This is a genomic window from Modestobacter sp. VKM Ac-2985, from assembly GCF_026967925.1.
Classification (GTDB): domain Bacteria; phylum Actinomycetota; class Actinomycetes; order Mycobacteriales; family Geodermatophilaceae; genus Modestobacter.
On the sequence record NZ_JAPVBI010000003.1, the window covers coordinates 393,984 to 419,764 of the forward strand.

Sequence of the window (25,781 nt, forward strand, 5' to 3'; positions counted from 1 at the left end):
TCAGACCCTCGCTTCCGCGGTACGCCCGAAGATCCCGGCGGGCCGGGCGACGAGCACGATGATGAGGAGCAGGAAGGCCACCGCGTCCCGCAGGCCGGTGCTGATGTAGCCGGCGGTGAGCGTCTCGAGCACGCCCAGCAGGAGCCCGCCGAGCACGGCGCCCCGCACCGAGATCAACCCGCCCAGCGTGGCCGCGACGAAGCCCTTGAGCCCGAGGGTGAGCCCGGACTCCCAGGAGGTGAAGTAGATCGGGCTGGCCAGCACGCCGGCGATCGCCCCGACGGTCCCGGCGATCAGGAAGCTGAGCAACGAGGCCTTGGTCAGCGAGATGCCGACGAGCCGGGCGGCCACCGGCTGCTCGGCGCAGGCGCGCAGCGACTTGCCGGCCAGGGTCCGCTCGTAGAACCAGTAGACCGCCAGCGAGACCACCCCGGCGATCAGCAGGATCCACAGCTCCTGGTAGCGGATGCTCACCCCGCCGAGGGAGAACGAACCCGGGGTCAGCGGCGTCAGCCCCTCCGCGTTCGGGCCGTACACCAGCAGCATCAGGGCCTTGAGCCCGGTGGAGACGCCCAGGGTGAGGATCAGCGACACCAGGGTCGTCATCCGCTTGACCGGGAAGATGACCAGCCGCTCCATGATCACGGCCACCAGGGCGACCGACAGGACGGCGAGCACCACCGCGGCGAGCAGCGGGAGCCCGCTGCCCACCGCGGAGATGGCCACCAGCCCGGCCAGGGCGGCGAACTCGCCCTGGGCCAGGTTGATGACCCCGCTGACGGTGAAGATGGCGACGAAGCCGATGGCGACGAGCGCGTAGACGGCGCCCTGGCTGAGCCCGGCGAACAGCAGCTGCAGCAGGTCGGTCACCGACCCACCCCGCGCCCGTCCATCGGCCGGCCCGAGCTGGACAGCCCCTCGCGGGACGAGGCGACGACGCTCACGACGGCCGTCAGTCGGCCTGGTCCGGGACCAGCTGCCACTGGCCGTCCTCCACCGTGACCAGGACCAGCGCCTCCTTGGTCAGACCCGAGTGGTCCTCCGGGGTCATCGTGAAGGTGCCGCTGATACCGGTGAAGTCGGTGACGCCCTCCAGGTGCTCGCGGATCGCCTGCGGGTCGGTGCCCACCTCCCGCAGCGCGTCGACGGCCAGCTGCCAGCCGTCGTAGGCGTGCCCGGAGAAGGTGGACGGCCCGGCGCCGAACTCGGCGGTGTAGGCGTCGATGAACTCGGTGATGATCTCCTTCTGCGGGTCGTCGTCGGGCAGCTGCTCGGCGACGACGAGGCGGCCCAGCGGCGCGACCATGCCGGCGGCGGCCTCCCCCGAGGTGTCCAGGAAGACCTGGTTGCCGATGCCGTGGCTCTGCATGACCGGGGTCTCGATGCCCAGCTGGTCGTAGGCGCGCTGTGCCAGGCCGGCGGCCGGCGGGATGCCCCAGATGACGTTCACGTCGGCGCCGGCATTGCGAAGGTTCACCATCTGCGCGGTGAAGTCGGTGGCGTCCGGGGCGAACTTCTCCGTCGCGACGACCGAGAGGCCCTGCTCCGCGCCGACCTCGTCGAACATCTCCTGCACACCCTCGCCGAAGCCGGAGGCGTCGCGGGCCAGGCCGATGGTGCTCCAGCCCTGCTCGGCCATGTAGTCGATCATGCGCTCGATCACGACCCGGTCGTTCTGGGCGGTCTTGAACACCCACTCCGAGCCGTCGACGATCGCCTGGTTCGCGGCGAGGGAGATCATCGGCGTCTCGCTGGACTCCGCGATCGGCCGCATCGCCAGGCTCGGGCCGGTGCGGCTGGCACCCAGGACGATGTCGACCTCGTCCTCGTTCACCAGCTTGTTCATCGCCTTGGCGGCGCCGTCCTCGGTCGACTGGTTGTCCTCGATGATCAGCTCGACCTCACGGCCGTCGATGCCGCCCTCCTCCTCCAACTGCGCGGCGAGCAGCTCGAGCGCCTGGCGTTCCGGCACGCCCAGCGACGCCCCGGCCCCGGTGATGTCGAGGACCGCACCGATCGTGATCGGGCCCGTCTCGTCGGCACTGGCGCCACTGCCACCGCCGCCCTCCTCGGACTCGGCGCAGGCCGCCAGGCTGAGGGTCATCGCCGCCAGCAGTGCGGCGGTACGCGTCGTCGCGGTCCTTCGTCCCATGAGGTCTCCTTTGACCGCAGCTCGAAGATCGAGCGCTCCGTTCGAAGTCCGCCAGAGGCTAGCCACCTTGTGGTCCCGATCACAAGCACCGAGGCGGCGAGGACCCCCGCCGCCAGGAGAGGACCAAGGACCCCGGCCGGGATCGGCTCGGCGCCGGACGATGGGGACCGACGGCAGGCTCGCAGACCGGCCTCAGCTCAGACCCCGAGGAGGCCCGGTGGACACCCTGGACGACGACCGCGACGTACAGGCCCTGGACGAGGCCGAGTGCCTGCGCCTGCTGGACACGGCCCCGATCGGCAGGATCGCCTTCACCGAGGGCGCGCTGCCCGCCGTCCAACCGGTCACCTTCATCCGGCGCGACCGGGAGATCTACGTCCCCACCCACCGGGGCAGCGCGGTCGCCGCAGCCAGCCGGGGCGCTGTGGTGGCGTTCGAGGTCGACCAGGTCGACGTCCGCGCCCGCACCGGGTGGAACGTCACCGTCGTGGGCCCGTCCCGGCTGATCACCGACCCGGTCGAGATCGGCCGTCTCGACCGCCTCGGGATCGGCCCCTGGGGCCCCTCGGGTGCGCACTGCTACGTCGGGGTCCAGGTCCGGTTGGTGCGCGGCCGGTCGATCCGACCCCACCCGTCGACGACGACGGGCCTGTCCTCGGCCGGGGCGGGGCTGCCAAGCTGAGCGGGATGAGCGAGGACACGACGACACCGCGGTCCCCGGACGCACCGCGCGGCAACGACGCCACCTCCCCACTGGCGGCGATGCGGCTCACCGAGCTGCTCGAGGAGGTGCAGGACCGGCTGTCCACGGTGGCCCGCACCCAGGCCCGGGTGCAGGACCTCCTGGACGCCTTCCTCAGCGTCTCCGCCGGCCTGGACCTGGACACCACCCTCCGCCAGATCGTCGAGGCCGCTGCCCGGCTGGTCGACGCCGAGTACGGCGCCCTCGGCGTGCTGCGGCCGGAGGGCGGGCTGGGCCAGTTCATCACCGTCGGCATCGACGAGGAGACGCGCGCCGGGATGGGCCACCTGCCCGAGGGGAAGGGCGTGCTGGGCCAGCTGATCACCGACCCGCACGCGCTGCGCATCGCCGACCTCGGCGACCACCCGTCCTCGGTGGGCCTCCCACCCGGGCACCCTCCGATGCGCACCTTCCTCGGCGTGCCCGTGCTGGTCCGCGGCACGGTGTTCGGCAACCTCTACATGACCGAGAAGCACGGCGGCGGCCACTTCACCCACGAGGACCAGGCGGTGCTGCTGGCCCTGGCCGGCGCCGCCGGCATCGCCATCGACAACGCCCGGCTCTACGCGGAGGGCGAGGTCCGGCGGCGCTGGCTGACCGCGGTCGCCGACATCCGCTCCACCCTGCTGGGCGGGCTGGCGCCGGAGCAGGCGGTGCAACTGGTCGTCGACCGGGTCGCCGACCTCACCGCGGCCGACGGCGCCTGGCTGGTGTCCGGGCCCGACCCGGCGGACAGCAGCTACGAGGTGCAGGCCCAGTCCGGCGCGGAGCTCCCCGACGTCATCGGGCACCGCCTGCACCTCGCGGAGGTCCCCACCCGGCAGCCGACCGGCCTGCGCACGCTCAGCCCCGTGGACATGGCCGGCGTTCCGCTCACCGGTCCCGATGCCGCCCCCTGGGGCCCCGGGATCGGCGTGCCGTTGCCGAGCACGGACGCCCAGGCCGCGGTGGTGATCGCCGCCCGCCGCGGCGGCAGCCCGGGCTTCGACCCCACCATCGGGCCGCTGATCGGCGAGTTCGCCGACCAGGTGGCGCTCGCCCTGGACATGGCGGCCCGCCAGCAGGTCGCCCGGCGGCTGGACGTCTACGAGGACCGGGACCGGATCGCCCGCGACCTGCACGACCACGTCATCCAGCGGCTGTTCGCCGCCGGCCTCAGCCTGCAGGCCGCCGCCACCCGGGTGCCGGACGACGTCGTCGGGCAACGGCTGCGCCAGGTCGTCACCCAGCTCGACGAGACCGTCCGCGACATCCGCACCACCATCTTCGACCTGCACACCACCGACGGCGCCGACCACGCCAACAGCCTCCGCCGCCAGGTGCTGGACATCGCGACCGAGACCGCCGGCGAGCACCTGGAGTCCACCGTGCGGATGTCCGGGGCCGTCGACAGCCTCGTCACCGGCGACCTGGCGCTCGACGTCGCCGCCGTCGTCCGCGAGGGGGTCAGCAACGCCGCCCGGCACGCCGGCGCCCGGCACGTCACCGTCACCCTGGACGTCGCCGACACCGTCATCGTCGAGGTCCGCGACGACGGCCGCGGCATCGACCCCACCGTGGCCTGCAGCGGCCTGCGCAACCTGGCAGAACGAGCCCGGCGGCGGGGCGGGGAGTCGGTGGTCCAGCCACTCCCCGAGGGCGGCACGCTGCTCCGCTGGCACGCCCCGCTGCCCTGACCGTCACGACACCTGGCGCACCCCGGGTCAGCCCTGGGACGCCGCCGGGCCGGGGCGCCGGAGCTCGGTGGCCAGGATCGCGGCCTGGGTCCGCCGCTCCAGCCCCAGCTTGGCCAGCAGGTGGGACACGTAGTTCTTGATCGTCTTCTCGGCCAGGAACATCCGCTCGCCGATCTGCCGGTTGGTCAGCCCCTCCCCGATCAGCTCCAGCACCGTGCGCTCCTGGTCGCTGAGCTTGGCCAGCGGGCCGCTGGGCTCGGCGGCCCGGCGCATCCGCTGCATGACCGCGGCCGCCGCGGCCGGGTCGAGCAGCGACCCACCTCCAGCCACCGTGCGCACGGCGCTGACCAGGTCCTGGCCGAGGATCTGCTTCAGCAGGTAGCCCGAGGCGCCGGCCATGATCGCCTCGAACAGCGCCTCGTCGTCGCTGTAGCTGGTCAGCATCACGGCCTTCAGGTCCGGCAGCCGGGACCGCAGTTCCCGGCAGACCGAGACGCCGTCACCGTCGGGCAGCCGCACGTCCAGGACGGCGACGTCCGGGCGCAGCGCCGGCACCCGGGCCAGCGCCTCGGCGGCGTTCTTCGCCTCACCGACGACCGTGATCCCCGGGTCGGTCTCCAGCACGTCCGCGACACCGCGCCGGACGATCTCGTGGTCGTCGAGCAGGAACACCCGGATGGGGCCGGACGCAGCGTCCGTGGTCACGCGGTACCTCGTGCTCTCCGCCGGTCTGGCGACGCGGCTGTGTCGTCGTTGCCGGCGCGCTCCGAGGCACGCCACACAGAGCGAATCTAGGCGGCCGAGCCGGTGACCGGTGCAGGACCAAGGTCCCGCAGGCCAGGGAGCGGACGACGCACCGGGACCAGCTCCCTGGGCTCAGCGGCCGGGCACTCCGCCGGTGCGATCGAGAGGGTCATCGCCGGCTCACGCGTCGGCCAGCGGTGCACCGGCGGCCACCAGCTGGACGTCGGTGGACGTGGGGGGCGCGACCTCCCGGACGGCCGCCGTCCGGGCGTGGCCGCGCTGCTCGCGGTGTGCGTACAGCTCCTGCCGGCTGGGCAGGGGGTGCCCGCCCCGACAGCACAGCGTGCCGACCTCGCCGACGAGCACCGGGCGCGGGCGTCCGGCCACCTCGAACCGGCCGGCGCGCTCGATGAGCCGGGTGTCGCACTCGGGGCAATGGAGGTTGTGCAAGGACAGGATCCACACGGAGACCATGCGCACACCCTGAGTGACGACACCGGGTCAGCGGTAGGCCGTGGACCGCGTGTCAGCGAACCGTCACAGGATCGCAAAACGGGATCATCGAGAGAGTCCCAGCAACGGCGCTCAGGCCGCCCGGTCCCCCGTCGCGCCGGTCTCCGCGCCGGCGACCCCGTCGAGGGCGGTCCACTGACCGATCTTGCTGCGTGGGATGACGCTGAGCGTGCCGTCGGTCTCCAGCACCACCGCAGCGATGTCGGCCAGGTCGCCGGAGCCGGTCGCGCGGACGGCCTGCCGGATCTCGTCCAGCGTCATCCGCTGATCCGCCAGCGCCTGCGGCAGCGGCTGACCCTCGCGGAACAGCAGCGTCGGCCGCGACGTCACGACGTTGCGCGCCCCGGACCAGTGCACCGAGACCCAGGCGACCAGCGCCTGGAGGCCGGCCAGCAGGGCCAGTGCCACCGCCCCCTCGGCCCAGGAGACGTCCGAGCTCATCAGGATGGTGGCCAGGGTCGAGCCGAGCGCCACCGTGACGACCAGGTCGTAGGCGTTCAGCTTGGCCAGCGTCCGCTTCCCCGACAACCGGAGGACGACGACGACGGTGACGTAGGCCGCGGCCCCCACCGCCAGGATCCGGCCCAGGTCCGCCCACGAGTCCCACCACATGACGCTCTCCTCTGTTCTGCTCGCCGGCTCGCCCGCTCCCCTCCTGCCGCCGGGCCAGCAGGAACGCACCAGCTGCGTCCGGTCGGTCCCGCTCCCCCTAGCCACGTCACTCCGGCCGGAAACGCACCGGGCGACGCCGGGCGGGTCAGCCCACCTCGGCGGGCCAGCTCCCGGCCAGCGCCTGGCGGACCTTCTGCCGCCACGCCCGGGTCTCGGACTCGGTGATCGCGGTGGAGGCCAGCGCCTGGTCGGCGACCGCGTCGACGTAGCCGCACACCAGGTCGTCGACGGAGCGTCCCTGCGCACGCCAGGCGAACTCCCGCAGCAGCCCCGCCAGCCGGCGGAGCACGGTGGGCTGCCCCTCGGCGAACTGCAGCGGCTCCTCGATCGTCAGCTGCAGCAGCTCCGGCAGCTCCCAGGGCGGCACGACCAGCCGGACCCGCTGCTCCTCGTCGCGGCAGGTGCGGGGCGCCAGGGGGGACTCGGCGAACCGCCCGAGCATCGCGGAGGCGTGCGAGAGGGCGTGCACCGCCGTCGTCGGGTCGTTGGTGCCCGGGGACAGCGCGCGGACGCAGATGTCGACGACCTTGCGCAGCCCGTAGGCGAGGTCCCGGTCCGGGGTCCGCTCGTAGTGCAGCTGGAAGCTCGAGTCCAGCGCCGCCTCCAGCGTCTCGGGGTCCGGGGTGCCACCGGGCGCCAGCGACCGGGCGTGGGCCACCGGCGTCCCCTCGACGACGGAGTCACCGATCCGCACGGCCAGGGTGACGACCACGCCGGCGTCGCGCGCCGCGGAGACGGCCGCCCCCTCGTCCACCCCGACGAGGAAGCCGCTGGACCGGGCCACCAGCGGCACCGGCGGGCCGGCACCAAGGTGCCCCACCGTGTCGCGAGCCGCACCGTCGGGCTCGTCGAGCTCCCGCGCGACGGTCTGAGTGGCCTCGTCGTGCACGTCCCGCAGCATCGTCTCCACCCGGAGCAGCCGGGAGAGGTGGCCCAGGAAGAGGACCAGCGCCAGCACGCTGCCGAGCGTCAGCAGGTAGGCGACCGTGATCGACAGCCGCGGCACGAAGGCGGTCTCGTCCTCGGTGGCGCTCTCGGTGCGCACCGTCCGCAGCACGGTGAGCGCGTAGACGAAGGTGAGCACGAGCTGGGCCAGCGTCAGCTGCACCGTGCGGTCGGTGGAGAAGGTCTGGAGCAGCCGGGGCGTGAACTGGCTGCTGCTCAGCTGCAGCGCGACGACGGTGAGCGAGAAGGTCACGCCGGTCACCGAGATCAGCGAGCCGGCGATCGCGGCCAGCAGGTCGCGCGCCGCGGACGCCCCGCCGCCGAAGGCGAAGGTCAACGGGTGCTCGCGGGTGGCCCAGTGCTGGTCCAGCTCCGGCAGCAGGACGCCGAGGGCGATGGCCAGCAGCACGCCCAGCGTCGGGATCGGCCACAGGGTGCCCCGGACCATGCCGACCAGCCGGCTCAGCAGCCCACCGCGAGGGGAGTCGGGATTCGACATGCCGGGAGTGTCGCCCACCGGCCTGTGCCGCGGCGCAGCGGCGGGCCGGTCAGCCCTCAGTCGGGTGAGCCGGGTCCTCCAGCTGCATGACCCGCCACAGACCGGTGCGGTGCAGGAGGTCCTCGGTGCGCCGGTTCACCCCGCGCAGGACGACGGCGCCGCCGCGGGCCCGGCAGGTGCGGTGTGCCCACAGGAAGCTGGCCACCGCGGTGCTGGAGAGCTGCCGGACGTCGGTGAGGTCCACGACCAGTCGGCGCGCGCCGGACAGCAGCGCGTCGTGCAGCAGCCAGCGCAGGTCCGCCAGCCCGTCGGCCAGCAGGTCGTCGGACAGCCGCACGACCACCTGCCCGTCCCGTCCGGGGCGGGCCGGGACCGCCGATGTCACGGGGGCGGCCTGGGCGGCCTCCGTGCCCGTCGGTGGACGGTGGACGGCGGTGACGGTCATCAGCAGTGCTCCCCGCGGCTCTGCGTGGTCGGGTGGACTCCTCCGAGGATGGGTGCCGCACCTTGCGATCCCCCGCTGGTTGGTTTGCGATCCTGTGACGGCTGCCCGGCCGACGCGGGTCGCGGACGGGAGATGGCAGCATGGGCCGCGTGTCGCCGCGTCTGCTGCTGGTCGAGGACGACGACCACATCCGCATGCCCCTGCGCTGGGCCCTCGAGGACGAGGGCTACGAGGTCGCCGAGGCGGCCAGCGGTGAGGACGCCTGCCGGCAGGTCGCGATCGCCGCCCCGGACCTGATGATCGTGGATCTGATGCTCGGGGCGATGGACGGCTACGCGGTGATCCGCGAGGTGCGGCGCGCCAACGACCTGCCGATCGTCGTGGTCAGCGCCCGGGCCGACACGCACGACATCGTGGCCGCGCTCGAGGCCGGCGCCGACGACTACGTGACCAAGCCGTTCCAGGTCAAGGAGATCACCGCCCGGCTGCGCGCCCTGCGTCGCCGGATCGGCGCGAGCTCGGGCGCCGACGAGCGACCGCAGGAGCTCGTCCTCGACGGCGACCCGGCGGCGCCGCTGGTGCTCCGCCCGGACCGGGGCACGGTGCACCGCGGCACCGAGCAGCTGCACCTGACGCTGACGGAGTTCCGGCTGCTGTGCGAGCTCGCCGCCTCGCCCGGCCGGGTGCTCAGCCGGCAGGCGCTGCTGGAGCGGGTGTGGGAGCACGGCTTCTTCGGCGACGAGCGGCTCGTGGACGTGCACGTGCGGCGGCTGCGCACCAAGGTCGAGCGGGACCCGGGCGCACCGACGCTGGTGGTGACCGTGCGGGGCCTGGGTTACCGGCTGGACCCGCAGTGAGGCTGGCGCTCGCGCCGAGGCGGCTGCGGGCGCGCATCGTGCTCGCCTTCGCCGTCGGCGCGCTGCTCGTCTCCGCCGTCCTGGTGGCCACCACGTTCGCGCTCGCCCGCAACTACCTGCTGGACCAGCGGGAGCGGGCCGTGACCCTGCGCGCGTTCGCCGATGCGAACGTGCTGGCCAGCCGGTTGTCGACGGCAGGAACCGAGGTCAGTGACGAACTCGACGACCTCTCCCCCTCCGGCGGCGCCGACGTCGTGGTGCGCAGCGACGGCGCCTGGTACTCCTCCCGGCTGGACGTCGGCGCCCGCGACGTCCCGGGTGCGCTGCAGGAACTGGTGGCCTCCGGGACGGCCGGCACCGCCCGGGTCAGCACCCCGAGCGGCCCGCACCTGGTGGTCGGCATCCCGATCGCCGCGGCCGGCGTCGAGTTCTACGAGGTCGCCCCGCTGGTCGAGCTGCAGACCGCGCTGCGCACGCTGGCCGCGGTGCTCGGCGCCGGCGCGCTGACGGCCACCGCGGCCGGCGCGGTCTTCGGGGGCTGGGCGAGCCGGCGCGTCGTCCAGCCCCTGGAGCAGGTGGCCGGGGCGGCGACCCGGATCGCCGGGGGCGAGCTGGACATCCGGCTGCCCCCCACCGAGGACCCCGACCTGCTCGCGATCGTCGCCAGCTTCAACAGCATGGTCGACGCGCTGGCGTCCCGGATCGAACGGGACACCCGGTTCGTCGGGGACGTCAGCCACGAGCTGCGCAGCCCGCTGACCAGCCTGGTCACCAGCGTCGAGGTGCTCGGCGCCCGGCGAGAGGAGCTCTCACCCCGCGGTCAGCAGGCGCTGACCCTGATCCAGGAGGAGCTCGGCCGGTTCCGCCGGATGCTCGACGACCTGCTGGAACTCGCCCGGGTGGACGGTGACCCCGTGTCGGCGTCGGCTGAGCCGGTCTCGCTGGCCGCGCTGGTCCGCGAGGTCCTGGCGCACCGCGGCGGGCCGGAGGTGGTGCTCTCCGCCGACCCCGACGAGGAGACGGTCGTGCAGGGCGACAAGAACCGGCTGGAGCGGGCCGTGACCAATCTGCTGGACAACGCCGACCGGCACGGCGGCGGCGCGGCGGCGGTACGGGTGGAACGCCGCGAGGGCTCGGTGGTCGTGATGGTCGACGACGCCGGGCCGGGCGTCCCCCTCGTCGAGCGGGAGCGGGTGTTCGAACGGTTCGCCCGGGGCCCGCGGGCAGCCCGCGGATCGCTGCCCGGCGCCGGCCTCGGGCTGGCGATCGTGGAGGAGACCGCGACCGGGCACGGCGGCGGTGCCTGGTGCGCCGAGAGCCCGTTCGGCGGGGCCCGCTTCACCCTCTCCCTCCCGGGCGCACCGCGGTGACCGGCCGCTCCCCAACCCGCTGGGCCGGTCCACTGCTGCTGGCCGGGGCGCTCGTCGGCTGCGGCATCCCGACAGGGGGTGCGCCAGACCCGATCCCCACTTCTCAGGTCCCCTACGACCTCGCCTCCCCCAGTCCGACCGCTTCCGGCGTTCCCTCCACCTCCGCCCTGGTGGACGAGCCCCGGGTGTACCTGGTGGCCGAGGACGGCGCCGTCGTCCCCCGCGGCCGGTCCCTCGACGCCGGGGCGCTGAGCGACCGGCTCGACCAGCTGCTCGACGAGCTGGCGACCGGGCCGACGAGGAGCGAGCTGACCGACCGCCTGTCCACCGCACTGCGGCCGGAGACGTCGCTGGTGGTCGACGAGCTGTCCGGCGAGACGGTGACGATCGACCTGGGCGGCGACGCCGAGGCGCCGGCGGGCCAGGAGAGCCGCCGGGCCGTCGCGCAGATCGTGCTGACCGCCACCAGCCTGCCGGAGGTCGAGGAGGTGCTGCTCACCCGGGACGGGCAACCCGTCGACGCGCCGCTGCCCTCGGGTGAGCTGACGTCACAGCCCCTGTCGGCCGCTGACTACGAGCCCTTGCTGCTGCCCACGGCGTCGCCGACGTCCTGAGCGGCCCATGACACCCCGGCCGCCGACCTCCTCGGCGAGGGAGGCGGGCTCCAGCGGCCCCTCACCCCCGTCGCGGGCCCGGCCCGGCAACCGCCCGTCGTCGCAGGGTGTGTGAGGGTGGCGGTTATGCACCTGCTGCTGGAGTACACGCTGGCCGAGGACTACCTCGAGCGCCGGGCGGCGCTGCGGGCCGACCACCTGGCGCTGGCCCAGGAGGCCCACGACCGCGGTGAGCTGCTGCTGGCCGGCGCGCTGCCGGACCCGTTCGACCGGGCGGTGCTGGTCTGGACGGCGCCCCAGGAGGCGGTCGAGCGGTTCGTCGCGGCCGACCCGTACGTCGTGCACGGGCTGGTGACCGGGTGGACCATCCGGCCCTGGAACGTGGTCGTCGGGGGCTGACCCCGGTCAGGGCAGCTGCGCCGTCGTCGTCACCCGGGCCGACCCGGGCCGTTCACGGCGTCCTCACGGAACGGTCACAGGGACGCCGGGCGACGGCTGCCTCGCCGCGACACGGTCAGCCGTCCTGCTCCGCCGCCCGTCCCAGGGAGAGCCCCCGTGCGCCGACCGTCCCGCCGTGCCGCCCTGACCCTCACCGCCGTTGGTCTGCTGACCGCCGTCGCCGTCCCGGCGTTCGCGTTCGCCGGCCCCACCTCCCCCGTGCCGCAGGGCAACGGGAACCAGCAGGCCGAACTCGTCGGCCGTTCCGTGCTGCCGTCGGCCACCTTCGGGGAGCAGGTCCCCTCCGGTGCGCTGGCCGGCCCCGCGAACGGCGTGACCACGCCGTTCGCCGCCCAGCCGATCCAGGGCTTCTCCGGCCTGCTGGCCGACGGCGACGACTGGCTGGTGCTGGAGGACAACGGCTTCGGCACGAAGGCCAACAGCGCCGACTTCCTGCTGCGCGTGGTCCGGCTGCACATCGACACGAACACCCAGCAGACCACCGTGCTCGACGGCGGGTTCGGCCTCTCCGACCCCGATCGCGAGCTGCCGTTCCCGCTGACCCGCAGCGACCGCCGCCTCACCGGCGCCGACCTGGACCCGGAGTCGTTCCAGCGGATGCCCGACGGCACCTTCTGGATCGGCGAGGAGTTCGGCCCCAGCCTGGTGCACGTGGACGCGCGCGGCCGGGTGCTCGCCGCGCCGGTGCTGCCCGACGGCGTCCGCTCCCCGGAGTCGTGGGACCTGGACGGTGCCGCCCCGACGCTCGGCGGCAGCAAGGGCTTCGAGGGCATGGCGCTCGGCGTCGACGGCCACACCGTCTACCCGATGCTGGAGGGCGCGGTCGCCGGTGACGACCCGGCCACCCGCCGGATCTACTCCTTCGACACCAACCGCGGGACGTACACCGGGCTGAAGGCGAAGGTGCGGTTCGAGGTGCCGGGCAACGCCCTCGGCGACATGGTCGCGCTGGACCAGAACCGCTTCCTCATCGTGGAGCGGGACAACGCGCAGGGCCCGGCCTCGCAGCTCAAGGCCGTCTACCTGGTCGACACCCGGGACATCGACCGGGACGGCTACGCCGACAAGCGGCTGCTGGCCAACCTGATGGCCATCCCGGACCCGCAGGGCGTCGGCGGCACCGCCGGCGGGTTCTTCACGTTCCCGTTCGTCACCATCGAGCAGATCGCCGTCCTCGACGACCACCACATCATCGTCGGCAACGACAACAACTACCCGGGCTCGGCCGGGCGCACCCCGGGCGTGCCCGACGACAACGAGCACGTCGTGATCCAGGTGGACGAGGACCTGCAGGTCGACCCGGCCCTGGCCGCGATCGCCCGGCGCGGCAGCCGCTGACCCCCGCGCCGTCCGGTCCCGGTGTCCCGGGGCCGGACGGCGCCGGTTCACCCCGCCGGCAGGACCTTGCCCGGGTTCATCAGCCCGGCCGGGTCGAGCAGGGTCTTCACCCCGCGCATCAGCTCCAGCTCCAGCGGGTCCTCGTAGTCGGTGAGGAAGTCGCGCTTGGCCACCCCGATGCCGTGCTCGGCGCTGATGCTGCCGGCGAAGGACGCCGTCGAGTCGTAGACCACCCGGGCCAGCTCGTCGGCCCGGGCGCGGAAGGCCTCGTCGTCGGAGCCCACCGGCTTGCTCAGGTTGTAGTGCAGGTTGCCGTCGCCGACGTGCCCGTAGGCGACCACCCGGATGCCCGGGAGCGCGGCGGCCAGTGCCCGGTCGGTCTGCTCGACGAAGGCCGGGATCCGGCTGACCGGCACGGTGACGTCGTGCTTGAGGCTCGGGCCCTCGGAGTTCTGCGCCTCAGAGATCCCCTCCCGCAGCGCCCACAGCGCCGCGACCTGCGCCGAGCCCGAGGCGATGACCGCGTCGTGGACGAGCTCCCGGTCGAACGCCTCCCCCAGCGCGGTCTCCACGACCTCGGCCAGGCCGGCGTCGGGCAGGGTGTCGCTCAGCTCCACCAGCGCGTACCAGGGGTGCGGCTGCCCGAACGGGTCGCGGACCCCGGCCGCGTGTGCGAGCACGAAGTCCACGCTCTGCCGGCTCATCAGTTCGAACCCGGTCAGCCGGTCCCCGGCCAGGGCCCGCACGACCTCGATCAGCTCGACCGCCGCGGCCGGGTCCGGCAGCGCCACCCAGGCGGTGGCCCGGCTGCGGACGGCGGGGAAGAGCTTCAGCACGGCGGCGGTGATGACCCCGAGGGTGCCCTCCGCGCCGACGAACAGGTGCTTGAGGTCGTAGCCGGTGTTGTCCTTGCGCAGGCCGCGCAGCCCGTGCCAGACCCGGCCGCCGGGCAGCACGACCTCCAGGCCGAGCACGAGGTCGCGCATCGTCCCGTAGCGCAGCACGGCCGTGCCGCCGGCGTTGGTGGCCAGGTTGCCGCCGATCGTGGCGCTGCCCTCCGCGCCCAGCGACAGTGGGAACAGCCGGCCCGCGGCGGCCGCGGCCTCCTGCACCGACTGCAGGACGGCGCCGGCCTCCACGGTGATCGTCTGGTTGGCCGGGTCGAGCTCCCGCACCCGCCGCATCCGGCTGAGCGAGAGCACCACCTGCCGGCCGGTGGAGTCGGGCACCGCCCCGCCGCACAGGCCGGTGTTGCCGCCCTGCGGCACGACGGCGACCCCGGCGTCCCGGCACAGCCGGACCACCGCGGCCACCTCCTCGGTGCTGCCCGGTCGCACCACGGCGGCCGCCGCTCCGCTGTAGGCGCCCCGCCAGTCGGTGAGGTAGCTGCGCAGCTGGTCGGCGTCGGTGACCAGCCCGGCCGGCCCGACGGCGGCGCGCAGCGCGGGGAGCAGGGCGTCGGTGGCGGTCACGCCGGGCCGCCTGTCGGGGTCAGCTGCAGCACCGCACGGGCGTGGTCCACGGTGGCGGCGAGCCGTGCGGCGTCCCAGCCGCGGACGGTGGCCTCGGAGGGGGCCAGGTCGTCCAGCCGGGGCGCCCACCCGGCCATCCGGCCCGGGAAGCTGGCCGCCAGCACGTCGACCATCGTGGCCGCGGCGGTCGAGGCGCCCGGCGAGGCGCCGAGCAGCGCGGCCAGTGAACCGCCGGCGGAGGTGAGCAGCTCGGTGCCGAAGCCGACCATGCTGCCCCGGCCGTCGGCGGTCTTCAGCACCTGCACCCGCTGGCCGGCGGTGATCAGCTCCCAGTCCTCGGCGCGCACCGACGGCACGAACTCCGCCAGCGCCGCGACCTTGTCCTCACCGGTCTGCCGCAGCTGGCGCACCAGGTAGGCCATCAGGCTGCGGTTGTCGCGGGCGGCGGCCAGCAGGGTCGGGAGGTTGCCCCGCCGCACCGACCGCACCAGGTCGGTGAGCCGGCCCTGGGTCAGGAACCGCGGGGAGAAGGCGGCGAACGGGCCGAACACCAGGTGCTCGCGGCCCTCCACGACCCGGCGGTCCAGGTGCGGCACCGAGATCGGCGGTGCACCGGGCGCCGCGTGGCCGTAGAGCTTGGCGGCGTGCGCGGCCACCAGCTCGGGGCGGTCGGTGCGCAGGAACTGGCCGCTGATCGGGAAGACGCCGTGGCTGCGCACCTCGGGCACCCGGGCCGACTGCAGCAGCGGCAGCGTGCCCCCACCGGCGCCCACGAAGACGTAGGGCGTGCTCAGCTGCCGCCGGGCGCCGGTGCCGCGGTCCCGGACGTCGACGTGCCACCGCCCGCCGTGCCGGCGCAGCGCGCGCACCTCCTGCCCGAACCGAACGTCGGCGCCGCGGCCGGCGAGCACGTCCAGCAGCCGGCGGGTGAGCACCCCGAAGTCGACGTCGGTGCCCTGCGCCGAGCGGGTGGCCGCCACCGGCTCACCGGCCGGGCGCCGGTCGAACACCAGCGGCAGCCACCGGGCGAGCACCGCGGGGTCGTCGGAGAACTCCTGACCGGCGAAGAGCGGGTGGTCCCGCAGCGCCTCCCAGCGGGCGCGCAGGTAGGCCACCCCGTCGGCGCCCCGGCCGAAGCCCATGTGCGGCACCGAGCGGATGAAGTCCCCCGGCGCGCCCAGCAGCCCGCGCTCGACCAGCTGCGCCCACAGCTGCAGCGAGGTGAGGAACTGCTCGCCGATCTGCACCGCGCTGGTCACGTCCACCGTGCCGTCGGGCCGGCGGGGCGTGTAGTTGAACTCGCAGAGCCCGGCGTGCCCGGTGCCGGCGTTGTTCCAGGCGCTGGAGCTCTCCAGCCCGGCGGCGTCCAGCCGCTCGACGACGCTGATCGTCCAGTCCGGTTCCAGCTCGCTGAGCAGCACCCCCAGCGTCGCGCTCATCACCCCGCCGCCGATCAGGACGACGTCCCGCTCCTCCGCCGTGCTCGTCATGCCCGCTCCCCTCGTCCGTGTCCCGCCGTCTCCGCCGTTCCCCTCAGCCCAGGACCACCGCGACCCCCACCAGCACCGGGACCGACAGCACCGTGGTCAGCAGGACGACGTCGCGGGCCAGCCCGGTGCCGCGGTCGTAGGCGGTGGCGTAGACGAACACGTTCTGCGCGGTGGGCAGGGCGGAGGTGAGGGTGACCGCGAGCAACGGCACCCCGGACAGGTCCACCACCCACCGGCCCACCAGGTAGGCCGCCGCCGGCTGGGCGAGGGTCTTGAGCACGACCGCCAGCCAGACCTGGCCGCGCCCGTCGCCGGTGGCCGGGCGGGGCGCACCGCGCAGGCCGGAGCCGAAGGCGAGCAGCGCGGCCGGGACCGCGAGCGCCGCGAGCAGCTCGACCGGCCGCAGCACCACCGACGGCAGCCGCAGCCCGGTCTCGGCCAGCAGCAGCCCGAGCACGCAGCCGAGCACCACCGGGGTGCGCACCGGCTGGGTGATCACCCGCCAGCGCGAGGGGGCCGCCTCGGTGGCCCCGCGGGACCCGGCCAGCACCGACAGCCCGACCGGGGCCATCACCAGCACCTGGAACAGCAGCACCGGGGCGACGTAGGAGGCGTCGCCCAGCACGTAGACCGCGATCGGTATGCCCAGGTTGCCCGCGTTGACGTAGCCGGACGCCAGCGCGCCGGTGGTCAGCTGCGCCGGGGCCAGCCGCCACCACCACCGGGCCAGCCCGGTGTAGAGCAGCGCGACGAGCAGGGCGCTGCCGCCGGTGGCCACCAGCGCGGAGGTCAGCAGCGTGGCCGGGTCGGCGTCGGCCAGGGTGAGCAGCAGCAGCGCCGGGGTGGCCACGTAGTAGGACAGCCGGGAGAGCACCCCGGTCGCGCCCGCCCCCAGGACGCCGGTGCGCGCGGTGACCCAGCCGACGCCGATGACCGCGGCGAGGGCGGCGAACCCGCCCAGCACCGCGGTCACCGGGCGGCGGCCGTCACCGGGTCGCGGCCGACACCGCGGTCACCCACTGCGCCACCGCGGTCTCCGGGGCCTGGGGCAGGAAGAGGCTGGGCTCGGTGAGCTCCAGCTCCAGCACCACCGGGCGGCCGGCGTCGTCGGTGACCAGGTCGATCCGGGCGTACAGCGGCGGTTCGGTGCCCGGGACCGAGCTCGGGACGAGGTCCGGGACGGCGTCGAGGACCGCCTGGGCGACCGCCCGCTGCGCCGGGGTCGGGTCGACCGCGCGCAGGTCACCGCGGCTGTCCCGGTCCTGGCGCACGCCCTCCCCGCGCTGCAGCAGCGGCCCCTTGCGCACGGCGTGGGTGAACCGGCCGCCGAGGAAGAGCATCGCGGTCTCCCCGGCGTCGTCCACGCTGGCCAGGTAGGGCTGCACCATCGCCGTCCGGCCGGCGGCGGTGAGCTCGGCGACGTGCCCGAGCGCCGCCGCCGGGTCGGTCCAGCGGGCGGTGTCCCGGGAGCCGGCCGAGATCGACGGCTTGACCACCCACTCCCCCGCGTCGGGCAGCTGCCCGGCCTCGGTGGGGCCCCAGACGGTGGGCACCACGGGGAGGCCGGCGCCGGCCAGGTCGCGCAGGTGGGTCTTGTCGGTGTTCCAGGCCAGCACCGGCGCCGGGTTCCGCAGCCGGGGCACCGACTCCGCCCAGCCGAGGAACTCGGCGCGGCGCCAGGCGTAGTCCCAGCAGGACCGGACGACGGCCAGGTCGAGCCCGGCCCAGTCGACGTCCGGGTCGTCCCAGCGCACCAGGTCGACGGCCAGCCCGGCGTCCCGCAGCGCCGACGCCGCGATCGGCAGGTCCGGGTCGACCCGCAGCCCCCGCTCGCTGCTGACCAGCGCGACCCGGGCGCTCACGCCGGCAGCTGCAGGACGCCGTCCACCCGGCGCGGGATGCCGGTGAAGCCGTCGGTGAGCTCGGCGGGGAGCACCTCGGCCGGGGCGCCCTGCCAGGTGACCGGGCGCAGGAACCGGCGGATCGCCGAGGTGCCGACCGAGGTGTGCTGGGAGTTCGTCGACGGCCAGGGGCCACCGTGGTGCTGGGCCCAGGAGACGGCGACCCCGGTCGGGTAGGCGTCGTAGACGATCCGGCCGGCCCGGGTGCGCAGCTCCTGGGAGACGGTCAGCGGCAGCTGCGTCTCCCCCGCCCCGCGGAGCACCGTGGCGGTGAGCGAGGAGGGCATCTTCCCCAGCGCGGCGAAGAGCTCCGGCTCGCCGTCGTACCGGACCACCACGGTCACCGGTCCGAAGACCTCCTCGGTGACCTGCTCGGGCAGCTGCGCGGCCGAGGTGGTGAGCAGCAGCGGCGTCGCGGCGAACCCGGTGCCGTCGACCTCGGTGCCGCGGGCGACGGCGGTGACGCCGGGTGCACCGGCGATGGCGGCGGACAGCTTCCCGAAGGACGCCGCGATCCCCTCGTTGAGCAGCACCTGGGGGCTGCTGCCGCGGACCGCCTCGGCCATCGCGTCCACGACCTGGTCGCCCTCGGCGCCGGCGGGCACCAGCACCAGGCCGGGCTTGGTGCAGAACTGCCCGGCGCCCAGGGTGAAGGAGCCGACCAGTTCCGTGCCCAGCTGGGTGGCGCGCTCGGCGGCGGCCTGCGGGGTGACCACGACGGGGTTGAGGCTGCTCAGCTCGCCGAAGAACGGGATCGGGTCGGGCCGCTGCTCGATGATCTGCAGCAGCGCGCGGCCGCCGTTCACCGACCCGGTGAAGCCGACCGCGCGGATCGCCGGGTGGGCGACCAGGTCGGCGCCGGCCTGCAGGCCGTGCACCAGGCCGAGGGTCCCCTCGGGGGCGCCGGCCGCGCGGGCCGCCTCGACCAGCACCTCGAACACCAGCTGCGAGGTGGCCGGGTGCGAGCCGTGCGCCTTCACGACGACCGGGCAGCCGGCGGCCAGCGCGGAGGCGGTGTCCCCGCCGGGCACGGAGAACGCCAGCGGGAAGTTGCTGGCCCCGAAGACCGCGACCGGGCCGATCGGCAGCAGCATCCGGCGCAGGTCCGGGCGCGGGCCCATCGGGGTGTCGCCGGGGTGGTCGATCGTCGCCTCGAGGTAGCTGCCCTCGGCGAGCACCTCGGCGAACAGCCGCAGCTGGTAGGCGGTGCGGGTCAGCTCACCGTTCAGCCGGGTGGTGCCCAGGGCGGTCTCCCGGTCGGCGACGGCGACGACGTCCTCCCGTCGGGCCTCCAGGGCGTCGGCCAGGGCGCGCAGCAGCGCCGCCCGGCCGTCGCGGCCGAGCTCTTCGAGCCCGGACGCGGCGGCCAGCGCCGCCTCGCAGAGCCGGGCGACCTCGGCCGTGCTGGTCTCCGGGGCGACGACCTCGGCCGTCTCTCCGGTGCGCGGGTCGATGCTGACGACGTCGCTCATGTCGGGACTCCTCTTCGTGGACGGGTTCAGCGGGGCGCGTCGACGTGGACGCGGTCCACGGTCCAGGCGCGCGCCTGCTCGGTCAGGGTGACACCGAGACCGGGGCGGTCGGACAGGTGCATCCGGCCGTCGCGGGTCTCCAGCCGCTCGTTGAACAGCGGGTGCAGCCAGTCGAAGTGCTCGACCCACGGCTCGTGCGGGTAGGCCGCGGCCAGGTGGACGTGGATCTCCATGGCGAAGTGCGGTGCGATCTGCAGGTTCGCCTCGTCGGCGAGCGCGGACAGCTTGAGGAACTGGGTGATGCCGCCGATCCGCGGGGCGTCGGGCTGCAGGATGTCGACCGAGCCGGCCCGGATGAGCTCGCGGTGCTCGGCGACGGAGGTGAGCATCTCGCCGGTGGCGATCGCGGTGTCCAGCGAGCGGGCCAGCTGGGCGTGACCCTCGGCGTCGTAGGCGTCCAGCGGCTCCTCGATCCAGACCAGGTCGAACTCCTCCAGCCGGCGGCTGACCCGCATGGCTGTGGGCCGGTCCCACTGCTGGTTGGCGTCGACCATGAAGGGGACGCCGTCCCCGAGGTGCTCGCGGACGGCGCGCACCCGGCGCAGGTCCTCCGCGGAGTCGGGCAGGCCGACCTTGATCTTGATGCCGCCGACGCCGCTCTCCAGCGTGCGGGTGGCGTTCTCGTTGACCTGCTCGATCGTCTCGTGCAGGAAGCCGCCCGAGGTGTTGTAGCAGCGCACCGAGTCCCGGTGGGCCCCCAGCAGCTTGGCCAGCGGCAGCCCGGCGCGCTTGGCCTTGAGGTCCCACAGCGCGACGTCGAAGGCCGCGATCGCCTGGGTGGAGGCACCGCTGCGGCCCACCGAGGCACCGGCCCAGACCAGCTTGGTCCACAGCCGGGCGATGTCGCTGGGGTCCTCCCCGATCAGGTCCGGGGCGATCTCCCGGGCGTGCGCGAACTGCGCCGGCCCACCAGCCCGCTTGGAGTAGCTGAAGCCGACGCCCTCGAGCCCGGCCTCGGTGCGGATCTCGGCGAAGAGGAAGGCCACCTCGGTCATCGGCCGCTGCCGGCCGGTGAACACCTTGGCGTCGCTGATCGGGTTGGGCAGCGGCAGCGTGACCGAGGAGAGCGTGACCTCCGAGATCCGGTCGAGCACGGCGGGGGCCGGCGTCGGGGCGAGAGCGGTCGTGGTCATCGGGAGCTCCAAGGGGGGTCAGCGGACCAGGCAGGGGCGCTTGGGGTCGAAGCGCCACTCGGGGACGAGGTACTGCATGGCGACCGCGTCGTCCCGGGCGCCGAGGCCGTGCTCGCGGTAGAGCTCGTGCGCCGCGGCCAGGGCGTCCCGGTCCAGCTCGACGCCGAGCCCGGGCGCGGTGGGGACGGCGATCTGCCCGTCCCGGATCTGCAGCGGCGACCGGGTGAGCGCCTGACCGTCCTGCCAGATCCAGTGGGTGTCCAGCGCGGTGATCTCCCCCGGTGCGGCAGCGCCGACCTGGGTGAACATCGCCAGCGAGATGTCGAAGTGGTTGTTGGAGTGCGAGCCCCAGGTCAGGCCGAAGTCGGCGCACAGCTGGGCCACCCGCACCGACCCGCGCATGGTCCAGAAGTGCGGGTCGGCCAGCGGGATGTCCACGGCGTGCGACCGGACGGCGTGGGCCATCTGCCGCCAGTCGGTGGCGATCATGTTGGTGGCCGTCGGCAGCCCCGTGGTCTGCCGGAACTCCGCCATGACCTCCCGCCCGGAGAAGCCGCCCTCGGCCCCGACCGGGTCCTCGGCGTAGGCGAGCACCCCGTGCAGGTCGCCGAGCAGCCGGACGGCGTCGGCGAGCAGCCAGCCCCCGTTGGGGTCCAGCGTGATCCGGGCGTCGGGGAAGCGCTGCGCCAGCGCCCGGACGGCGGCGACCTCCTGCTCGCCGGCGAGCACCCCGCCCTTCAGCTTGAAGTCGGCGAAGCCGTAGCGGGCCTGGGCCGCCTCGGCCAGGGCGACGACCGACTCGGGGGTGAGCGCGGGCTCCCGGCGCAGCCGCTCCCAGTCGTCGGCGGGGGCAGCCTCGGCGACGTAGGGCAGGTCGGTCGCCGTCCGGTCCCCGACGTAGAACAGGTAGCCCAGCATCGGCACGGCGTCGCGCTGCTGCCCCTCGCCCAGCAGCTCGGCGACCGGCACCCCGAGGTGCTGCCCGAGCAGGTCCAGCAATGCGGACTCCAGCCCGGTCACCGCGTGGATCGTCGTCCGGAGGTCGAAGGTCTGCAGACCGCGGCCGCCGGCGTCCCGGTCGGCGAAGGTGTCCGCGACCGAGCGCAGCAGCCGGCCGAAGGCGGCCACCGGCTGCCCGACGAGCAGCGGGCCGGCGTCGGCGACCGTCCGGCGGATCTCCTCGCCGCCGGGCACCTCGCCGACGCCCTCGCGGCCCGCGCTGTCGGTGACGATCACGATGTTGCGGGTGAAGAACGGGCCGTGCGCGCCGCTGAGGTTCAGCAGCATGCTGTCGTGCCCCGCGACGGGCACCACCTCGACGCGGGCGACGGTCGGCACCTCCACGCGGGCGACAGAGGGCGCAGTGCCGGTCATCGGGTTCCTCTCAGCAGACGGCGGGCAGCGGGTCCAGGAGACCTGGTTCAGGAGATCTTGGAGACCAACGTGGTCAGCTCGCCGAGCTCGGCCTCGGTCAGGTCGGTGAGCGGCGGGCGCACCCGGCCGCCGTCCCGGCCCACCGCGGTGAGACCGGCCTTCACGATCGAGACCGCGTAGCCGCGGGCCCGGTCGCGGACGTCGAGGTACGGGAGGACGAAGTCGTTGAGCATCCCGTACACCGCCACCCGGTCCTGGGCGCGGACGGCCGCGTAGAACCGGAGCGCGAACTCGGGCACGAAGTTGTACAGCGCCGAGGAGTACGTGCTCACCCCCAGCTGAAGCAGCGGGAGCGCGAACGTCTCGGCGGTGGGGAGGCCACCGACGTAGATGAGCCGGTCGCCGACCTTGGCGTAGGTGCGGGTCATCTGCTCGATGTCGCCGACGCCGTCCTTGAGCCCGATCAGGTTGGGGTTCCGGTCGGCGAGCTCGGCGACGGCGCCGTCGGTGAGCACGGCGTTGGCCCGGCTGTAGACCACCACGCCGAGGTCGGTGGCCCGGCAGACGGCGCTGACGTGCTCGACCAGGCCGGCCTGGCTGGCCTCGGTGAGGTAGGGCGGGAAGAGCAGCAGGCCGTCGGCGCCGGCGGCCTGGGCGGCCTGGGCCTGGGCCACGGACACGGCGGTCCCGCCGGTGGCCGGGGCGATGACGGGCACCCGGCCGGCGATCTCGTCGACGGCGACCCGGACGACGCGGTCGATCTCGGCGGGGGTGAGCGAGAAGCCCTCCCCGGTGCCGCCGGCGGCGAAGAGGCCGGCCACGTCGAAGCTCGACTGCCAGGCCAGGTGCTCGCGGTAGCGGGGTTCGTCGAACTGCAGCTCGGCGTCGAAGTGGGTGACCGGGAACGACAGCAGGCCGGACTTCAGCCGGTCGGCGAGAGCATCCGGGGGCAGCAACGTCACAGCTCGTGTCCTTGGGGTCGACGGGTCCGCGCACTGGTCGACCGGAGGTCGTGGGCGGTGGTCGACGTCACCCTAGGAACGGCCCGCGATGCCTGTCCAAGAGCAGTTCCGCATCACTCGATGCACGCAGGGCATCATGAAAGCGCTTGCCCGTCCGCCAGTACGGCCAGCGCCCGCCACAGCGCCGGGTTCTTCGACTCCCGTGCCCAGAGCAGGTGCAGCTCCACCGGCTCGGGCACCGGGGTCTCCAGGCGCACCAGCCCGACCCCTGCGATGGTCAGCCCGGCGGCCGACTCCGGGACGAAGGCGACCCCCCGGCCGGCGGCGACGAGCCAGAGCATGGTGAGCACCTGGCTGACGGTGTGCACCGCGTTCTCCGAGGCCATCGGCACGAACCCGACCACCAGGTCGTAGAAGTACCGCGCCTGGGTCGGCGAGTGCATCACCACCGGCTCACCGGCCAGGTCGGCCGCCACCACCGGCCGGTCCAGTGCCAGCAGCCGGTGCCCGAGCGGGGCGGCGACCAGCAGGGACTCGCGGTGCAGCAGCCGGGAACCGAACCGCTCGGCGTCGAACGGCGGCCGGGCCAGTCCGAGGTCGATCTCCTCCGCCAGCAGGCCGGCCACCTGCTCCCGGGTCACCATCTCGGCGAGGTCGACGTCCACGTCGGGCAGCGCGGCGCCGAGGTCGTCGAGCAGCCGGCCGAGCACGCCGTAGGCGGACGCCGCGGTGAAGCCGATCCGGAGCACGCCACTGGACCCGGAGGAGACCCGGCGCGCCAGCTCCGGCGCCCCGTCGGCGAGGGTGAGCAGCCGGCGCGCCTCGACCAGGAAGACCTCGCCGGCAGCGGTGAGCTCGACCCGCCGGTTGTCCCGCTCGAGCAGCTGGGCACCGACCACCCGCTCCAGCTTCTGGATCTGCCGGCTGAGCGGGGGCTGGGTCATCGAGAGCCGCTCGGCCGCGCGACCGAAGTGCAGCTCCTCGGCGACGGCGACGAAACCACGGAGTTGCTCCAGGGTGAACGCCATGCAGTCAAGGTATCAATCAATGCCGCAATGGATTTGGACAGGCATGAGCGGCCGTTCCTACGCTTCGGTCATCCCGCGTTCGTGACGGCACTCACAGCGCCCCCGGCCGGACCGACGGCTTCTCGAAGAGGAGAACCACCATGACCACGAACCACCGCGCCCGTCGCTGGGCACTGTCCGGAGCCGGACTCACCCTGGCGCTCTCCCTCGCCGCCTGCGGCGGGAACGTCGGCGGCGGCGGGTCGGACTCCGGGGAGGAGTTCCCCGGCGGCGACCCGATCACCATCCTGGTGGGCCAGGACCCCGGCGGCAGCACCGACCTGATCGCCCGCGCGGCCGCCGACGGCCTCTCCGACGAGCTCGGCGTCCCGGTCACCGTGGAGAACCAGCCCGGCGCCAACGGCGCCCTGGCCGCGCAGTCGCTGGCCGGCGAGGAGCCGGACGGCCACACGCTCATGGTCTACAACGGCAGCCTGGCCTACATCACGCCGCTCGCGGTGGACGAGGGCGCGGTGCCCGACATCGCCGACTTCGACATCGTCACCGGCCTCTCCCTCGACGACTACGTCCTGGTGACCGCGCCCAGCTCGGGCCTCGCCACGGTCGAGGACCTGGCCGCCGCCGGTCGCGCGATCACCTTCGGCACCACCGGCGTGGGCACCGGCAGCCAGCTGTCCCAGGAGCTGCTCTTCGCCCAGGCCGACATCGACGCCACCGCCGTCCCGTTCGACGGCGGGTCGCCCACGCTGACCGCCGTGCTCGGCGGGCAGGTGGACGTCGGCTCCGTCCAGCTCGGTGAGGCCATCGAGCAGATCGAGTCCGGCGCCCTCACCCCGATCGTGACCTTCGCCGAGGAGCGTCCGAGCTACCTGCCCGACACCCCCACCGCGGTCGAGGCCGGCTACGACGTGCCGGTGCAGCAGTCGCGCGCCGTGTTCGCCCCGCAGGGCCTGCCGGACGACGTCATGCAGACGCTGCGCGACGGCTTCGAGGCCGCGTTCGGGACGGAGGGCTACCAGCAGCTCAACGAGGACAACCTGCTCACCCCCCTCGAGGTCGACGGTGAGGAGATCCGGGAGCGGTGGACCGAGAACCTGGACAACTACCGTGCCGTGGTCGAGGAGTACGGCATCAACCTCGGTGGAGATGCGTGATCCTCGGAACCCCGATGGTCATCGGGACGCGTCCGGCGTCCCGATGACCCCGAGCAGGAGCGAGGAGCAGTCGTGAGCTCTGCGCACAACGGGTCGCACACCCCGGCGAGCCCCGGCAGCCACACGGCCGCCGGGGCCAGCCCCCCGGGGGACGTGACGCCCCGACCGACCGACACCGCCCCGGCGACGACCGACACCCCCGAGACGCTGCACGGCCTCGAGGACCTGGCGCAGGAGGTCGAGGAGGAGGCGGAGCACCGCCCGCCACCGGCCGGCCCGGCCACCAACATGGTGGTGGCCGCACTCGTCGTCGTCCTGGGGGCGGCCACCGTCGTCGGCGCCCTGGCGCTCGGCGCTGGCACCGCCCGCACCCCGGGGCCGGGCCTCTGGCCGCTGCTCCTCGGCCTCCTGCTGGTCGTGCTGGGCATCGGCCTGGTGGCCACCGCCCGCAGGACCACCGACACCGAGCAGTTCACGAGGTCCTCCTGGCTGGTCCTCGCCGGGCTGGCCACGATGCTGGTCTTCGTCGCCCTCATCGGCACGATCGGCTTCGAGATCCCCGCCGCGCTGCTGGCCTTCGTCTGGCTGCGCTTCCTCGGCGGCGAGAGCTGGCGGACCTCGGCGATCGTGAGCATCGCCGTGGTGGTCGCGTTCTACCTCGTCTTCGTGGCGGCCCTCTCGGTCCCCATCCCGCACCTCTTCTGAGGAG

25 protein-coding genes are annotated in these 25,781 nt (G+C 74.2%); 9 read left to right on the forward strand and 16 right to left on the reverse strand.

Going from position 1 to position 25,781, the window contains the following annotated elements:
- Both O2V61_RS17920 and O2V61_RS17925 read right to left on the reverse strand, forming a co-directional pair.
- Complete coding sequence (locus O2V61_RS17920) at window positions 1–870, reverse strand: branched-chain amino acid ABC transporter permease (RefSeq protein WP_269184627.1); 870 nt, start codon at window positions 868–870, stop codon at window positions 1–3.
- An 82-nt stretch (window positions 871–952) separates the two neighbouring features.
- Window positions 953–2,152 carry an ABC transporter substrate-binding protein gene (locus O2V61_RS17925; RefSeq protein WP_269184628.1) on the reverse strand — a complete coding sequence of 400 codons (1,200 nt, stop codon included), beginning with the start codon at window positions 2,150–2,152 and terminating at the stop codon, window positions 953–955.
- Between the two features lie 217 nt (window positions 2,153–2,369).
- On the opposite strand from O2V61_RS17925, the gene O2V61_RS17930 reads away from it, so the two are divergent.
- Window positions 2,370–2,834: a pyridoxamine 5'-phosphate oxidase family protein gene (locus tag O2V61_RS17930; RefSeq protein WP_269184629.1), complete on the forward strand. Its 465-nt coding sequence runs from the start codon at window positions 2,370–2,372 to the stop codon at window positions 2,832–2,834.
- A gap of 5 nt (window positions 2,835–2,839) precedes the next feature.
- Window positions 2,840–4,570: a GAF domain-containing sensor histidine kinase gene (locus O2V61_RS17935; protein WP_269184630.1), complete on the forward strand. Its 1,731-nt coding sequence runs from the start codon at window positions 2,840–2,842 to the stop codon at window positions 4,568–4,570.
- Window positions 4,571–4,597: 27 nt separating this feature from the next.
- On the opposite strand, the gene O2V61_RS17940 is transcribed toward O2V61_RS17935, so the two are convergent.
- The 5 genes from O2V61_RS17940 to O2V61_RS17960 all read right to left on the reverse strand — a co-directional run bounded on the left by O2V61_RS17940 (window position 4,598) and on the right by O2V61_RS17960 (window position 8,388).
- Window positions 4,598–5,275: a response regulator gene (locus tag O2V61_RS17940; RefSeq protein WP_269184631.1), complete on the reverse strand. Its 678-nt coding sequence runs from the start codon at window positions 5,273–5,275 to the stop codon at window positions 4,598–4,600.
- A 219-nt stretch (window positions 5,276–5,494) separates the two neighbouring features.
- Complete coding sequence (locus O2V61_RS17945; RefSeq protein WP_269184632.1) at window positions 5,495–5,788, reverse strand: hypothetical protein; 294 nt, start codon at window positions 5,786–5,788, stop codon at window positions 5,495–5,497.
- A 111-nt stretch (window positions 5,789–5,899) separates the two neighbouring features.
- A complete protein-coding gene (locus tag O2V61_RS17950) occupies window positions 5,900–6,439 on the reverse strand; it encodes a DUF421 domain-containing protein (RefSeq protein WP_269184633.1) in 540 nt (179 codons plus the stop codon).
- 145 nt (window positions 6,440–6,584) lie between these two features.
- Window positions 6,585–7,943 (reverse strand): DUF2254 domain-containing protein, encoded by a 1,359-nt coding sequence (locus O2V61_RS17955; protein WP_269184634.1) that lies wholly within the window; start codon window positions 7,941–7,943, stop codon window positions 6,585–6,587.
- Between the two features lie 49 nt (window positions 7,944–7,992).
- Window positions 7,993–8,388 (reverse strand): STAS domain-containing protein, encoded by a 396-nt coding sequence (locus O2V61_RS17960; RefSeq protein WP_269184635.1) that lies wholly within the window; start codon window positions 8,386–8,388, stop codon window positions 7,993–7,995.
- 140 nt (window positions 8,389–8,528) lie between these two features.
- Between O2V61_RS17960 and O2V61_RS17965 the strand changes: the two genes are divergently transcribed.
- The 5 genes from O2V61_RS17965 to O2V61_RS17985 all read left to right on the forward strand — a co-directional run bounded on the left by O2V61_RS17965 (window position 8,529) and on the right by O2V61_RS17985 (window position 13,026).
- Entirely contained in the window at window positions 8,529–9,245 is a 717-nt protein-coding gene (locus O2V61_RS17965; protein WP_269167251.1) for a response regulator transcription factor, read from the forward strand.
- Window positions 9,242–10,615, forward strand: coding sequence for a sensor histidine kinase (locus tag O2V61_RS17970; protein ID WP_269184636.1), 1,374 nt, complete (start codon window positions 9,242–9,244; stop codon window positions 10,613–10,615). Before O2V61_RS17965 ends, O2V61_RS17970 begins: the two co-directional genes overlap by 4 nt.
- Before the next feature lie 170 nt (window positions 10,616–10,785).
- Window positions 10,786–11,229 carry a GerMN domain-containing protein gene (locus O2V61_RS17975; protein ID WP_269184637.1) on the forward strand — a complete coding sequence of 148 codons (444 nt, stop codon included), beginning with the start codon at window positions 10,786–10,788 and terminating at the stop codon, window positions 11,227–11,229.
- A gap of 126 nt (window positions 11,230–11,355) precedes the next feature.
- Window positions 11,356–11,628, forward strand: a complete 273-nt coding sequence (locus O2V61_RS17980) for a YciI-like protein (protein ID WP_269184638.1) — start codon at window positions 11,356–11,358, stop codon at window positions 11,626–11,628.
- A 156-nt stretch (window positions 11,629–11,784) separates the two neighbouring features.
- Window positions 11,785–13,026, forward strand: a complete 1,242-nt coding sequence (locus tag O2V61_RS17985; RefSeq protein ID WP_269184639.1) for an esterase-like activity of phytase family protein — start codon at window positions 11,785–11,787, stop codon at window positions 13,024–13,026.
- A 47-nt stretch (window positions 13,027–13,073) separates the two neighbouring features.
- Here O2V61_RS17985 and O2V61_RS17990 read toward each other — a convergent pair whose 3' ends face one another.
- The 9 genes from O2V61_RS17990 to O2V61_RS18030 form a co-directional block, all read right to left on the reverse strand.
- On the reverse strand, window positions 13,074–14,498 hold the full coding sequence (locus tag O2V61_RS17990) for an FAD-binding oxidoreductase (protein WP_269184640.1): 1,425 nt from the start codon (window positions 14,496–14,498) through the stop codon (window positions 13,074–13,076).
- Window positions 14,495–15,988 (reverse strand): malate dehydrogenase (quinone), encoded by a 1,494-nt coding sequence (gene mqo / locus O2V61_RS17995; RefSeq protein ID WP_269184641.1) that lies wholly within the window; start codon window positions 15,986–15,988, stop codon window positions 14,495–14,497. Before mqo ends, O2V61_RS17990 begins: the two co-directional genes overlap by 4 nt.
- Window positions 15,989–16,031: 43 nt before the next feature.
- Complete coding sequence (locus O2V61_RS18000; RefSeq protein ID WP_269184642.1) at window positions 16,032–16,961, reverse strand: AEC family transporter; 930 nt, start codon at window positions 16,959–16,961, stop codon at window positions 16,032–16,034.
- Between the two features lie 13 nt (window positions 16,962–16,974).
- Window positions 16,975–17,850, reverse strand: coding sequence for an ATP-grasp domain-containing protein (locus O2V61_RS18005; RefSeq protein ID WP_269184643.1), 876 nt, complete (start codon window positions 17,848–17,850; stop codon window positions 16,975–16,977).
- Window positions 17,847–19,361: an aldehyde dehydrogenase (NADP(+)) gene (locus O2V61_RS18010; RefSeq protein ID WP_269184644.1), complete on the reverse strand. Its 1,515-nt coding sequence runs from the start codon at window positions 19,359–19,361 to the stop codon at window positions 17,847–17,849. The genes O2V61_RS18005 and O2V61_RS18010 overlap by 4 nt, the downstream gene beginning before the upstream one ends.
- Before the next feature lie 26 nt (window positions 19,362–19,387).
- Entirely contained in the window at window positions 19,388–20,554 is a 1,167-nt protein-coding gene (locus tag O2V61_RS18015) for an L-talarate/galactarate dehydratase (protein WP_269184645.1), read from the reverse strand.
- Between the two features lie 18 nt (window positions 20,555–20,572).
- The gene (locus tag O2V61_RS18020) at window positions 20,573–21,928 is read right to left on the reverse strand and encodes an enolase C-terminal domain-like protein (protein WP_269184646.1); all 1,356 of its coding nucleotides are present in this window, start codon (window positions 21,926–21,928) and stop codon (window positions 20,573–20,575) included.
- 47 nt (window positions 21,929–21,975) lie between these two features.
- Entirely contained in the window at window positions 21,976–22,890 is a 915-nt protein-coding gene (gene kdgD / locus O2V61_RS18025) for a 5-dehydro-4-deoxyglucarate dehydratase (RefSeq protein WP_269184647.1), read from the reverse strand.
- A 134-nt stretch (window positions 22,891–23,024) separates the two neighbouring features.
- Window positions 23,025–23,918, reverse strand: a complete 894-nt coding sequence (locus tag O2V61_RS18030; protein ID WP_269184648.1) for a LysR family transcriptional regulator — start codon at window positions 23,916–23,918, stop codon at window positions 23,025–23,027.
- A 140-nt stretch (window positions 23,919–24,058) separates the two neighbouring features.
- Here O2V61_RS18030 and O2V61_RS18035 point away from each other — a divergent pair, with 140 nt between their 5' ends.
- Together O2V61_RS18035 and O2V61_RS18040 are read left to right on the forward strand one after the other, a co-directional pair.
- Window positions 24,059–25,072 carry a Bug family tripartite tricarboxylate transporter substrate binding protein gene (locus O2V61_RS18035; protein ID WP_269184649.1) on the forward strand — a complete coding sequence of 338 codons (1,014 nt, stop codon included), beginning with the start codon at window positions 24,059–24,061 and terminating at the stop codon, window positions 25,070–25,072.
- Between the two features lie 72 nt (window positions 25,073–25,144).
- Window positions 25,145–25,777 carry a tripartite tricarboxylate transporter TctB family protein gene (locus O2V61_RS18040; protein ID WP_269184650.1) on the forward strand — a complete coding sequence of 211 codons (633 nt, stop codon included), beginning with the start codon at window positions 25,145–25,147 and terminating at the stop codon, window positions 25,775–25,777.
- The last annotated feature ends 4 nt before the right edge of the window (window positions 25,778–25,781 follow it).